Here is a 12,722-nt window from a genome sequence, read left to right as displayed (position 1 = left end):
GAGGTTGGTTTTCGGGAGCGCCGTTCAGGCAATGTTCTCTCTCAAGCTGAGTTTGAGAGGGGCAATGCCGAGACGGAAGCAAGCGAAACGAACCACTGTGAAGGACCTACGATCGATCCTGAGGCTGACGTACGAGCAGGACCTGTCGGTTCGGGAGATCTCGGAACGGCTGCAGATCAGCAAGAGTTCGGTTGCCACCTACCTGCTGCGAGCGCGTGAAGCGGGTTTGAGCTGGCCGCTGCCGCCGATTTACGAGAGCGAGGCGGCCTTGCAGCGAGCCTTGTTCCGGCGGGTCGGGCGGCCCCCGCAGGACTTGAGCGAGCCTGAGTGGCCACGGGTGGCGCAGGAGCTCAAGCGCAAGGGCGTGACGCTGACGCTGCTGTGGCAGGAATACCGGACGGCGCATCCCGACGGCTATGGTTACACGTGGTTCTGCGAGAAGTTTGACGCCTATCGGCGCCGGGCGAACCCGACCTTCCGTCATCGCCACGCGGCGGGTGCAGTGATGCAGACCGACTATGCCGGTCCGACGGTGGAGGTGATCGATCCGCAAACCGGCGAGATCCGCCAGGCGCAGATATTTGTCGCGGTGCTCGGGGCCTCGTCGCTGACCTTCGCTATGGGGAGCTTCGGTCAGCGACTACCAGATTGGATCGAAGGCCAGACCCGGGCCTTGTCGTACTTCGGCGGAGTTCCCAGGGCGATCGTCTGCGACAATCTGAAGGCCGGGGTCGTCAAGGCGTTGTGGTTCGAGCCGACGCTCAACCAAACCTTTGCCGCCATGGCCGAGCACTACGACACGACGATTTTGCCGACCCGCAGCCGCAAGCCGCGCGACAAGGGCAAGGTTGAAGGCGCGGTGCTGATTGTTGAGCGCTGGATTCTGGCACGGCTGCGCCATCGGCGGTTCTTCAACCTGACCGATCTCAATACTGCGATCGCCGGTTTGCTGGAGGAGCTGAACCATCGGCCGATGCGCCATATCGGCAAATCCCGCCGGCAGCTGTTCGAGGAGATCGAGCGCGCTGCGTTGACGCCGTTGCCGGGCGAGCCGTTCGAATACGCCGAATGGAAAACGGCGAAGGTCCACCCCGATTATCACGTCGAAGTCGACAAGACCTTTTACTCGGTGCCGCACCGGCTGATCGGCCGTCGGGTGGACGTCCGGCTCACCTATCGAGCCGTCGAGATCTTCCAGGATCACACGCGTGTTGCCAGCCATGTGCGCCGCTCTCAGCGCAGCGGCCATGTCACCGTGAACGAGCACATGCCCAAGGCCCATCAGCGTTACGCCAATATGACGCCGGCGAGCTTGATCAAGATGGCAGCGCGGATCGGCGTCAACGCCGCCACTCTGGTCGAGCGGATGATGCGTGAGCGCCCGCATCCCGAGCAGGGTTATCGCTCCGCCATGGGGATCATCGCCCTGGCGCGGCGCTACGAGCGCGATCGGCTCGAAGCGGCCTGCGAGCGGGCACTCGTCATCAACGCGATCAGCTACTCCTCGGTGAGCGCGATCCTCAAATCCGGGCTCGACCGCGCGAGCCCTGCTGCCGCCCCCGTCAAAGCCACCCCCTCGCACGCCAACATCCGTGGTGGGGGCTATTATCAATGAAGGAAAGGAACATCGCGATGCTGACCCACCCGACCCTCGACCAGATGCAGGCGCTCGGCCTTGCCGGAATGGCGGCCGCCTACCGGCAATTGGCCGAACAGGACAATGCCGCCGATCTCAGCCGCGACGAGTGGCTCGGCCTGATGCTCGATCGCGAAGCCGCCATGCGCGCCGACCGGCGCCTGACCAATCGGCTGGCCGCAGCCAAGCTGCGCTTCATCGACGCCTGTATCGAAGACGTCGACTTCGCGTCCCGCCGCGGTCTTGACCGGCGCAACACCCTGCAGCTGGCGCAAGGCGCCTGGCTGAAAGCCCATGAGAACTTCATCATCACCGGCCTGACCGGGACTGGCAAAACTTGGCTGGCGTGCGCCTTCGGACGCCAGGCGGCCAGGCTCGATCATTCCGTCCTCTATTTGCGTATGCCGCGCCTGTTCGAAGACCTCGCCATGGCCCGTCTCGATGGTCGCTTCCCGCGCCTCATCGATAAGCTCGCACGTGTCCAGTTGCTCATCCTCGACGATTGGGGCACCCACACCCTCAATGACCAGCAGCGCCTTGATCTCCTCGAAATCTTCGAAGAGCGCTACAGGCGCAAATCGACCTTGATTACCGCTCAGCTGCCCGTTGCCCAATGGCACGACATGATCGGCGAGCCAACCATCGCAGATGCTATCCTGGACCGGATCATCCACAACTCCCACCGTATCGCCCTCGAAGGCGACAGCATGCGAAGGAAAAAAGCTGCGCGCCCCTTGACCGACGTCGAAAACAGCGAAACGAATACCAACTGACTTCAACAACCAGGCAACCAAAAGCCAGCGCCGCCACGCTGTCCGCGATTTAGCGAAACTGCTGTCCGTCAGTTAGCGAAACCGCTGTCCCGTTTTTGCGAAATACGCAGACAGCGTCAGCCATTGCGCGAGGTGACGGGCTGCGGCATCATAGCCGCTCACTGTCAAGCTCGAATGCCCCAACACCGTCAGGTGTCGTGCGAACTCCGTCACCAGCGGGGCGAGATCGCCTGCGACCATGCAGCGCTGCCCGTGGCAGTGATTCTCACTCGACTTGGCCATTCCTTGTCTCCCTTTCGTTGCCATCAAGACAGGAAGGGAGGTCCCAGATTATGCGGAGCGAGGAAGAGGGCACTGGGAACTAAACTGTTGATAACGGAGCGGATCTCGGATCGAACGGCCGCGCACTCCGCATAATCGTAGGCTCCGCATAATTGCGGAAGTCGACTGGATGGCTGGCCAGGAACACCTTCACACCAGAGGGGATCATGCCGAACGGACCGCCCGGATCACCCGTTGCAAGTGCGCCTCGTCAACATCCACGCCGGCGCGCACGACCACCTCGCCAATCGCAATTTCGATCACCGCGCCTGCCACAGTAGCCACCACACCCTCGCAACTCGAGGGCCGCGAGCGATAATGCCGCTCGGCCCGAGCATCACGGCGCCAGGCGAACAGCTGCGACGGGTGAATGCCGATCCGGCGGGCGATCGCCGATACGCTCGCGCCAGGCTCCAGCGCCTCCGTCACAACTTGCGCCTTGAACTCGTCCGACCAGCGCCGGCGAAGCTGACGCGGCGCTCCCTCAAGACGGTCGGCAACCGCTTCGATCATATGGAAGGTTCTAGTTCCAGAACTAGGCGCAGACATAGAAGCTCACATCGGCTCACAAACTCAGCAGCCAATAGCCGATCGCTCACCCACTCCGCCAGACGGGGTCTCTTTGCCGCTTACACTGTAGCCGTCGGCCAGCAGGATGCCGGTAAAGCCCTCGAAGCGCGCGACCGGCCGGGCGGGCATTCGGCGGAGCAGGACCTAGCTAGGCCGACAACTCAGGTCGATTACGCCTGCTCTCCGAGCGCTGGCGACGGTTTGAAGCCACCGGCGATAAGGTCATCGTGTGCTAGCGCTGCATCCGGAAAAGACCCGCCTGATCGCGTTTGGCCGCTACGCAGCGGAAGGCGCGGAGAGCGTGGGCTTGGCAAACCGGAGACCTCCTACTTCGTGGCTTCAGTGTCATCTGTGGCAAATCACAGCAGGGAAAATTCCTGCTGCAACGGAAGTTTCGGTGTGACCGCATGACCAAGGAAGCTCAAGGAGGTAAAGGAGGGACTGCGACGGCGCATGCATCGGCCGATCCCTGAACAGGGACGCTGGCTGAGACAGGTCGTTTTGTTACTTCTGTTGCGTATCACGCCGTGCCGACCAAACGTCGGGCCATCGCGGTGTTCCGCCACCACATCGTCACTTTCTGGCGGCGAACACAGCACCGAAGCCAGAGGGACTGGAAGAGCTGGCAGCGGATCGAGAAGCTAGCCGAGGACTTCCTACCCCAGCCAGCATCCTTCATCTTTGGTCTGACGTGCGCTTCGCCGTCAACCATCCGCGGTGAGAGTGTCCCTACCGCGATCGGCTCGTCCAAAGACCCTCACCGTTATTTCCAGTACGTTTGATCAGCTGCCCGCGTCAACGACTCGCACGTGCGTTCAGGGCTGACCATTGATCATGGGCCGTTCGATTGCACCATCATCCGGCAGGTCCCACTTGCGCAGCAGGTCTCGATACGTGCCATCGGCCATGACTGCACCAAGCGCATTCTTGATCGCCTGCCCGAACTGCGGGTCATCGTTCGCGAAAACGATCCCGTTCGGAAACGAGTGGAAAGGCTTTCCAATAGCCATGTAGCGGTTGTTCTCGATCTTGTTCTGATATCCTATCCGAAGCGGGCTGAACGTGAACGCGTCTATGCGGCCCTGGTTTATCTGCAGCCGCGAATCGGCCGAGTGCTCGGTGCCGACTACGATTACCGCGGGGTTACCGGCTTTGGTGCAATGCTCGTCACTCCATTTCGCAACTAGGACTGGCCGATCCGAACTGCGGGTTGCGCCCACGCGCTTGCCACACAGTACATCCATGTCCGGAAAGCGTTCGGCGTTGGCACGCAGCGTGACGAACACCGAACCGTCGTTCACGTAATCGACAAAGCTCACACCGGCGGTACGGCCTTCAGGCGTATCCTCCTTTTGGGCCACGGCGACGTCGACACGCTTCGTCTTGATCGCTGGGATGAACTCCTGATACTTCGTATCAATCCAGTTGACTTTCGCGCCCATCTTCGCAGCGATCGCCTCGAAGAGGTCGATGTCGAATCCCATCAGCTTGTTGGACGCTAGATCTTTATATGTGAATGGCGGAATGGTTGGCTCCGTAGCGGCATTGATAACGGTCTTTGTGCCCTCCGCGTAGGTAGCGCCTCCGGCGAGGCCGAACACGATACCGAGCGCGCTCATTGCAAGTCGAAGTCCGGTTTTTGAAAGCATATCAAATCCTCCCTGTGTCCCTGCCTGTAGAGATTGCGTTGCGTCGGTTGGGCCAACTCACCCGATTTGAACCCAAAATATAGGGTTGCATCGCCGCCCAAAGATCGCAGAAATCGGGTCCAGGTTGCAGAAATTCTGCAATTGAGAGTTTTCTTTGCAGCGATTTCGACCCGAGCCGTCGCGCATGATTGTCGGGCGACATGGAAAAATGCTCCCCCCCTCGCGACGCAGTCAGAACGGGGGCTCAGTTCAGCTCCTCTGCGGTTCAAGGATCCGCGGAGGGAGGCCATGCTGGAGCCGGACGAGGTTTCGGCGATACTCCGGCTCAACGACCTGGGGTGGGGTAGCAAACGGATTGCCCGGAAGCTCGGGAATAGCCGCAACACCGTGAAGGAGTACGTTGCGGCCGGCGGCTGGACGCCCTATCGACAGCCGCGATGCAAAAAGGCGCTCGCTGGCCAGGAGACCTGGCTCAAGGAGCGTCTGCAGCACCACGGCAATGCCGACGTCATCCGCCAGGAACTGGCAGCCGAGAAAGGCATCATGGTCAGCCTGCGCACAGTCGAACGTGCGCTGCAGCGCTATCGCCAGGAGCTTGCGGCGGAAGCGCGCGCCACGGTGCGGTTCGAGACGCCGCCGGGCAAGCAGCTGCAAATCGATTTTGGCGAACGGCTGGTCGAGATCGGCGGATCGTGTTCCCTGGCGTGGTGTAGCTGGCGGCGGGCACCGTGTTCACCGGCCAGGCCGGGCAGGTCAGCTGGCGATCGCCGGAAGGCTGACGGTTGGATCATCGCTCAACGGCGCGATGGTTTCCAGCGTCATGTAACGGGCGCGCTGGACCGCCCATTCATCGTTCTGCTCGAGCAGGATCGCGCCGATGAGGCGAACGATGGCGTCCTCATTGGGGAAGATGCCGACCACCTCGGTCCGCCGCTTGATCTCGCCATTGAGGCGCTCGATCGGGTTGCTGGAATGCAGCTTGGTCAGATGCCGGGGCGGGAAGGTCATGTAAAGCGAGCACATCGGTCTCCGCTTCGTCGAGGAAGCCAGCCAGCCTGGGTAGCTTGGGGCGGAGCTGATCGGTGACCTTCCGCCACTGGGCGCGGGCGGCCTCGGCATCGTCCTGGGCAAACGCGGTGGCGATGAAGGCAGAGACGACGCGCCGCCCGCTCTTGCCGGCAGGAGACCTATCGGTGTCCTGGTTTTAACCAGGTAAGCGACCCTATTCTCTACCCCATTCCTACGCAGAAGTTGTTGGACGGATTCAAGGATCAAATCCGGGCCCTGACGCAGAGGAGAACACCTCTGCGCATGGGTGAGTTGATTAAAATGATCAACCCGATCATCCGAGGTTGGGGCAACTGCTACTGCCGCTCCCAAGTTCGAAAGCGCTTCCACCAACTGGACGGCTGGATCGTCCGAAGGCTTTGGCGCGCATCGCGCTAAGGGATGGCGGAACAACTGCTGGAAGGACTATCCCACCAAGCGGTTGCTGGGTGAGTTCAAGCTGGTCAACCTTGTCTCGCTGATACCTTCTCTCCGGATCTCGCGAAACCATTCATGAAAGCGGAATGCGGGAAAACTGCACGTTCCGTTTGAGTGGCGGACGGAGGCGAGCCCTTCAATGGTAACCGGCATGAGGCCCCCACCTAGCCCACCCTGGGCTTACGCGCGATAGAGCCTGGCATGAGTTGATCGGAGGAGGTGGATCGATGGTAAATGCCATGCTTGATGCCAGGCAGGAAGGTGACTCCTATCGTCGTGTCGAGGTGATCACCGGGGAGCGCCGGCGGCGACGATGGACGGGCGAGGAGAAGGCCCGGATCGTGGCGGAGAGTTTTGAGGAAGGCACGAACATCTCCGAGGTAGCGCGGCGCAACGGCGTTTCCCGCGGGCTGCTCACGGTGTGGCGACGCCAGATTACGGCAATGGCCGGCAAGGCGCCGAGCTTCGTGCCGATCCAGATTGGCGCCGAGAGCGGCCAGCTCGCAGCGTCGGCGCAAGCGAGGCCCTTGAAGGTGACCGCGCCGCCGACCATGGCCTGTGGGGTGGTCGAGATCGAGGTGAGTGGGGCGCGCATTCGCGTCGAGGGAGAAGTGGATACTGCGACGCTTTGCACGGTGCTGTCGGTGCTCAGAGGCGATCGATGATAGCGCTGCGGCCCGACCTCAAGGTGATGCTGGCATCCCAGCCGGTCGACTTTCGCAAGTCGGTGCACACGCTGTCGGCGCTGGTGAGCGAAGCGTTACACACGAGTCCTTATGACGGCACCGTCTTCGTTTTCCGTTCCAAACGTTCCGACAGAGTGAAGCTGCTGGCGTGGGACGGCGGCGGCATGGTGCTTGTAACGAAGTGGTTGCACGAAGGGCATTTCACCTGGCCGCCGATCCGCGACGGCGCGGTGCGTTTGAGTGCGACGCAGCTCGCGATGCTGGTCGACGGGCTCGAGTGGACGCGTGTCTCACCCAAGCCTGTGAAGCAGCCGGCCGTTGTCGGCTGAGAGGCGAGGATTTCGCTGGAGCGTGTCGCGCGCGGATGTATCGTCTGGTCATGGCGATTCGCCCCGACGCTCTCCCGACCGATCCGTCAGCTCTGACCGAGATGGTGCTCGCGCTTGACGCCGAGAACGAGAAGCTGCGCGTGGCGATGCAGACGCTCAAGGAGATGATCTTCGGGAAGCGCTCGGAGCGACTTGCGGTGCTCGTGGACGAGCAACTCGCGCTTGAGCTGGGCGATCTCGAGACCGACGCCACGCCACCTGCCGCTGCCAACGACGATGCGGCAGCGGCGAAGCCGCTTGGCAAGCCGCCGCGGAAGAAGGCGCGCCGCAACATCGGCGCACTCCCAAAGCACCTGCCGCGCTGCGAGCAGGTGCTGGAGCCGGAGGCGACGGCTTGCCCGTGCTGCCAGGGTCAGCTCCACAAGATCGGCGAGGACGTCAGCGAGGTGCTGGACATCATCCCGGCGATCCTGCGGGTGCTGCGCACGATCCGTCCCAAATATGGCTGCCGCAGCTGCACCGATGGTGTGGTCCAAGCGAAGGTGCTGCCGCGCCTGATCGAGAGCGGCATGGCCTCGACCGCACTCGTGAGCCACGTGGTGGTCTCGAAGTTCGCCTGGTATCTGCCGCTGTACCGGCAGGTGCAGATCTTGGCCGGCCAGGGCATCCAGCTCGACCGCGCGACGCTCGCCGGCTGGGTGAGGCGTGCCGCCTGGTGGCTCAAAAGCCTCTATGAGCTTCAGCTGAGGACGATCCAGAGCGCGGCGCGCGTGTTCTGCGACGAGACGCCGATGCCGGTGCTCGACCCCGGACGACATCGCACCCGCATCTGCCAGTTCTGGGCGCATGCCATGGATGACCGACCATGGGGCGGGCCCTCGCCGCCGGCGGTTGCCTACGTGTTCGCTGCCGGCCGCGGCACGGAGCAGATCGCCGGACAATTGACGGACTTTTCCGGCATTCTGCAGGTGGACGGCTATGCCGCCTACAAGGCGCTCGCCCGCGATCATGGCGGTGAGATCCAGCTCGCCTTTTGTCTTGCTCATGCCCGACGTAAGTTCGTCGAGGTGTTCAAGACGACGCAGTCGCCGTTCGCGCGCGAGGTGATCGAACGCCTGCAGGCGGTCTATGCGATCGAAGCCGAGATCCGCGGCTCGAGCGCCGAGCAGCGGCTCGCCGTCCGTCGCGCCAGGACCGCTCCGTTGATGGAGGCGCTCAAGGCACGATTGACCACAATGATTGGCCAGCTCTTCTCGCAGTCGAAGCTGGCGGAGGCGATCAACTATGTACTCAATCACTGGGACGGGTTGACGCTGTTTCTCCGCGACGGCCGCGTCGAGGTCGATTCGAACACGGTAGAGCGTTCCATGCGCCCGATTGCCATGGGAAGACGCAACTCATTGTTCAGCGGCAGCGAAGGCGGCGCCGAGAGCTGGGCGATCCTGTCGTCGATCGTGAACACGGCAAAACTCCATGAACTCGATCCTCAGATCTATCTGACGGACGTGCTGGAGCGGATTGTCTCCGGGCGAACCAAGAGCCACCAGCTCCACGAGCTGCTCGTCTGGAACTGGAAGGCGGCCCGTGAGCGCATCGCACAGGCTGCAGCATGAGCCCACGTCGCCCTAAAGCTTCATCGTCGATGGCGGCCGCCGCCATGCCGCTTGCGGAGCTCGAGCAATGGCTCCAGGCTCGCGTCGATCAGCATCCTGCCGCCACCGGTCTCCCCATGCTCGACGGCTACGTCGCCGCGATCGTGGCCGGACCGGTGTCGATGAGCCCGCTCGATTGGATATGCCCACTGCTTGCCATCGATGCCGATGCCTTCAACCACGGCGGCACCCCGGAGTTCGCTGCGATCTCCGCCGTCGCGCTGCGTCATAACGAGATCAGCCAGATCCTTTCCACCACGCCTAACCAGTTCGCCCCGATGCACCGGCGTCAACCCAACGGCGTCGTCGATCCGCGACCATGGTGCCAGGGATTCTACGCCGCGATGCGGCTCAGGCTGTTGGCGTGGGCGCCATTGCTGGACGCCAGCAACGTCAATCACCGCCTGCTGCTGCCTATTCTGCTTCACTGTCGCGAAGATCAGGCCGGTCCGCTGCTCGGACCGCCACGGACCGGCCGCGAGACCCGAGACTCTCTGCGCAACGCCCACCTCGATATTCCCGCAGCCGTCGAGGCCATGCGCCAATACTGGATGCCGATCCGCTACGCACGCGCACGCTGATCACCGCCGACGTGGGAGCTCATACCGGTTACCTTCAATGGGCGCCTCCTCCGACCCGACACCTGTGAAATCGTCGAAGGTAACGAGACGCATGGAGGGAAGGGACCAGCCCGAGGAGAGCCTGCGCGAGGAGGCAAGGGTCCGGACACAGAGCCGGGTCGCCTTGCTGCCGAACCTTGAGCGGGTGAACGCGGCGGCCAAGCAGGCTGCCCCAATCCGGTTCACGGCCCTGCTGCACCATGTCGACGAAGAGGCTCTTCTTCGGGCGTTTCGAAGACAAAAGCGGCAGGCCAGCGCGGGAGTCTTGGGGTGCGCTCGGCGAGTTCATGTTCCATGAGTGTGGAGAGGAATCTGGCGGCCGGCCAGGCTTCCTTGTCTGAGCGGGCGGCAAAATCCGGCCAGATTTGCTTGATCGTCGGTAATCTGAGTTCGTTCAGCATGATCTGGAGCCGGCCGGCATCGATGATCTCGCGGGCGCTCATGCGGCGTCTCCGGGATTGACGGATCTCAGTTCGTCGTAGGTACTGAGCGCCGGGAAGCGAACGGTCACGACCGGCAATGCAGTGAGCTGGGGCGCGAAGCGTGCGATGAGGCACCAAGATCGGGCAGACGGCCGGCCTCAAGATCGGCATCGAGCAGCTCTGCGAGTTCCGCCTCGCATGCGCGGTCATGGGCAACGCTTAAGAGTTCGACCATGATCTTGCAGGCCGTTCGCGCCGGCGCTTTGGCGACGAGTTGATCAAAGGTCCTGGAGTAAGCGGTCCTGGGAAAGAGCTTGTCGCGATAAACCAGGTTCATCAGCGCCATCGGCTTTTGCGCAGGCTGTGGATGATGTGGCGGTAATCGACGACGCTGTCGTGCTTGCCGCTCACTGGGCAAGCGCGGCCTCGGGCCAGGCTCGTCAGATACGTGCCTCCCATGAATAGATCGAGCCGATCATCGAACAGGCGGACACGCAGGCGATGGCCGATCAGCCGTGACGGCACGGAATAGAACACCTTGCGCAGGCGAAAGCCGCTGGACGAGGTCACGGCAACGATGACTTCCTCGAAGTCGTGGGTCCTGCGGTCGGGAGGCGACTTGAGGGCAGCGCGTTCAAGATCGATCCGCTTGGCGTTCCTGGCATTGTGGCGACTCACGACTTCGTCGACAAAACGTCGATAGGAAATAAGTTCCTCGAACGCGGCCGAGCCTCTCAGGAGAAGCGCATCGGCGAGCGCCTGTTTGAGATGGCCATGGGCACTCTCAATGGAGCCGTTCTCGTGAGCGATCCCACGATTGTTGCGGCTCGGGATCATGCCGTAATGGGCGCACAGCGCCTCATAGCGCACAGTCAGATCCTTGGCGGCGTCGGCGTCCAAGTTGCGCGGCCGACAGGCTGTCGCTGCGATGTTCGACCGGTGCGCCGCCCAATGCCCAAAGGGTGTTCTGCAGGCCCTCGGCCAGAGCGATATAGCTCTCGCCGCCCAGCACGACCATGGACATGTTCGAAGCCGGAATACGCCAGCCGGAAGTGATAGAGGCTGTGTTTGAACGGCGCATCGGCAATCGCCACGCCGAGGTGATCCGCCTTGGAAAAGTCCGACAGCCCGAGCCGGCCGGGTTCGTGGACCTGCCGGAAGATCACTTCCTGGTCCGGGCCATGCAGCGCTCGCCAGGCCCGGATGCGGCATTCCAGCGTCCGACGAATGCTGGGCCCGAGTTCCGGATGGCGCCTCCGGATCTCCTCGAACACCGCGATCGCCTGCAGCCCGGGCGCTGCGGCAATTGTCGGCACGATCTCAGCCTCCCAGATCACTGCTAAAGGATCGGGGCGGCGCCGGCCTCGCGGCACTTTGGGCTCGTCGGGAAGGCGCTGGTCGGCCTCAAGTCGATAGGCGGTGGCGGGAGAGAACCCGGCCTTGGCCGCGGCAATCGTCGGAGTCTCAGTCAATCGTAGCTTCATATAGAGCCTCATCTGGCGGTCGGTGACATGGCGGCGTCCCTAGATGATCATGTAGCGGTTGTTGAGCATCACGCTACATTTCCGCCGAACGAAAGCTACCCGCGTCAGGAAACACAGGTGCCGATGGAGGTACCTTCAGCTTTTGCTCGCTCAAAGGCAAATGCGGCAATCGCGGTGTCTTGAATACCGGTACCGGTAAGATCAGCGATACTAATCTGCGCGTTGCTTGAGCGGCCCGTTTTTTTTCCGGCGATAATGTCCCCAAGTTCGAGGAGGGCAGACCTTTCGGAGATCACCCCCGAGGCCAATGCGTGGTGCAATTCACCCAGTCTTTTTGTCTGCTGCAAGCTATCCGCCACATAGAGATCAGCGCGGGCAATCGCGGCTGGCTCAATCTCATTCTTGTGTTCAGCATCCGAGCCCATCGCTGTAACATGCTGTCCTGGCTCGATCCAAGCAGCGCTTAGGATTGGGCTGCTCGCGGGTGTTGTCGTCACAATGATATCCGAGCCACTCACGGCGAGAGCGGGTTCCTCGTAAGGGATTACCGATATGTCGACCTTCCTTGAGAGCTCTTCGGCAAGTCCTTTCGCTTTTGCGAAGTCGCGAGCCCAAATTCGTGCCTCTATGACCGGGCGCACGAGCATCAGTGCCTCCAACTGCAACCTAGCCTGCACGCCCGCTCCAATGATCGCAGCCACGGTAGCATTCTCCCGGGCGAGGTACTGCGCTGCTACGGCACCTGCTGCGGCCGTACGGATGTCAGTGAGATAACCATTGTCGAGCAGGATAGCCTGAGGAATGCCAGTTTCGCTGGAGAAGAGTGCCATCATACCGCTTGCACTCGGAAGACCCATCTTCGGGTTCTCGAAGAAGCCAGACCCAATCTTCACGGCAAAATAGTCATCACCAGGTACGTAAGCGGTCTTTACGTCCACCTCACCCTGATGGTCGAATATGTTAAGCCGGAGTATAGGTGGCATCTCCACCGGCTTTGTAGAGAGAGCATGGAAGGCGCCTTCTATACACCGCACGACCGCGCGGTCGAGCGGCACAAGGGTCCTAAGTTCTTGCTCCGTTATGACCTTTACCATG

General features: G+C 62.0%; 11 protein-coding genes and 3 pseudogenes. 7 read left to right on the top strand and 7 right to left on the bottom strand.

All coding sequences use genetic code 11. From position 1 onward, the window contains the following. The first annotated feature begins 64 nt into the window (after nt 1-64). Both istA (ACE10Z_RS35635) and istB read left to right on the top strand, forming a co-directional pair. Entirely contained in the window at nt 65-1,615 is a 1,551-nt protein-coding gene (gene istA / locus ACE10Z_RS35635; protein WP_375781039.1) for an IS21 family transposase, read from the top strand. Between the two features lie 17 nt (nt 1,616-1,632). Continuing rightward, nucleotides 1,633-2,409 (top strand): IS21-like element helper ATPase IstB, encoded by a 777-nt coding sequence (gene istB / locus ACE10Z_RS35630; protein WP_375781038.1) that lies wholly within the window; start codon nt 1,633-1,635, stop codon nt 2,407-2,409. 72 nt (nt 2,410-2,481) lie between these two features. Here istB and ACE10Z_RS35625 read toward each other — a convergent pair whose 3' ends face one another. From ACE10Z_RS35625 to ACE10Z_RS35610, 4 genes and pseudogenes are all read right to left on the bottom strand, one after another. Beyond that, nucleotides 2,482-2,691 (bottom strand): hypothetical protein, encoded by a 210-nt coding sequence (locus tag ACE10Z_RS35625; RefSeq protein ID WP_375784915.1) that lies wholly within the window; start codon nt 2,689-2,691, stop codon nt 2,482-2,484. Nucleotides 2,692-3,069: 378 nt separating this feature from the next. Next, nucleotides 3,070-3,243: pseudogene (locus ACE10Z_RS35620) on the bottom strand (transposase); the annotation flags it as partial. Between the two features lie 872 nt (nt 3,244-4,115). Then, entirely contained in the window at nt 4,116-4,949 is an 834-nt protein-coding gene (locus ACE10Z_RS35615) for a transporter substrate-binding domain-containing protein (RefSeq protein ID WP_375784914.1), read from the bottom strand. A gap of 753 nt (nt 4,950-5,702) precedes the next feature. After that, nucleotides 5,703-6,129 (bottom strand): annotated as a pseudogene (locus ACE10Z_RS35610) (transposase); the annotation flags it as partial. A gap of 131 nt (nt 6,130-6,260) precedes the next feature. Between ACE10Z_RS35610 and ACE10Z_RS35605 the strand changes: the two are divergent. From ACE10Z_RS35605 to ACE10Z_RS35585, 5 genes are all read left to right on the top strand, one after another. Then, entirely contained in the window at nt 6,261-6,395 is a 135-nt protein-coding gene (locus ACE10Z_RS35605; RefSeq protein WP_375784913.1) for a group II intron maturase-specific domain-containing protein, read from the top strand. Nucleotides 6,396-6,661: 266 nt separating this feature from the next. After that, nucleotides 6,662-7,099 (top strand): transposase, encoded by a 438-nt coding sequence (locus ACE10Z_RS35600; RefSeq protein WP_038381409.1) that lies wholly within the window; start codon nt 6,662-6,664, stop codon nt 7,097-7,099. Continuing rightward, the gene (tnpB, locus tag ACE10Z_RS35595) at nt 7,096-7,449 is read left to right on the top strand and encodes an IS66 family insertion sequence element accessory protein TnpB (RefSeq protein ID WP_375784912.1); all 354 of its coding nucleotides are present in this window, start codon (nt 7,096-7,098) and stop codon (nt 7,447-7,449) included. Before ACE10Z_RS35600 ends, tnpB begins: the two co-directional genes overlap by 4 nt. A 50-nt stretch (nt 7,450-7,499) precedes the next feature. Then, entirely contained in the window at nt 7,500-9,062 is a 1,563-nt protein-coding gene (locus ACE10Z_RS35590; RefSeq protein WP_375784911.1) for an IS66 family transposase, read from the top strand. A 29-nt stretch (nt 9,063-9,091) separates the two neighbouring features. Next, nucleotides 9,092-9,682: a UPF0149 family protein gene (locus ACE10Z_RS35585; RefSeq protein ID WP_375784910.1), complete on the top strand. Its 591-nt coding sequence runs from the start codon at nt 9,092-9,094 to the stop codon at nt 9,680-9,682. 221 nt (nt 9,683-9,903) lie between these two features. On the opposite strand, the gene ACE10Z_RS35580 is transcribed toward ACE10Z_RS35585, so the two are convergent. From ACE10Z_RS35580 to ACE10Z_RS35570, 3 genes and pseudogenes are all read right to left on the bottom strand, one after another. After that, complete coding sequence (locus tag ACE10Z_RS35580; RefSeq protein ID WP_375784909.1) at nt 9,904-10,164, bottom strand: hypothetical protein; 261 nt, start codon at nt 10,162-10,164, stop codon at nt 9,904-9,906. Next, nucleotides 10,161-11,639, bottom strand: a pseudogene (istA, locus tag ACE10Z_RS35575) (IS21 family transposase). The gene ACE10Z_RS35580 and the pseudogene istA (ACE10Z_RS35575) overlap by 4 nt, the downstream one beginning before the upstream one ends. Before the next feature lie 92 nt (nt 11,640-11,731). Further along, nucleotides 11,732-12,721, bottom strand: coding sequence for a cyclodeaminase (locus ACE10Z_RS35570; protein ID WP_375784908.1), 990 nt, complete (start codon nt 12,719-12,721; stop codon nt 11,732-11,734). Nucleotide 12,722 lies beyond the last annotated feature (1 nt).

Origin of the sequence: Bradyrhizobium sp. Pha-3, assembly GCF_042258615.1 — a bacterium.
Lineage (GTDB): Bacteria > Pseudomonadota > Alphaproteobacteria > Rhizobiales > Xanthobacteraceae > Bradyrhizobium.
This window is presented reverse-complemented; position numbering and strand designations above follow the sequence as displayed.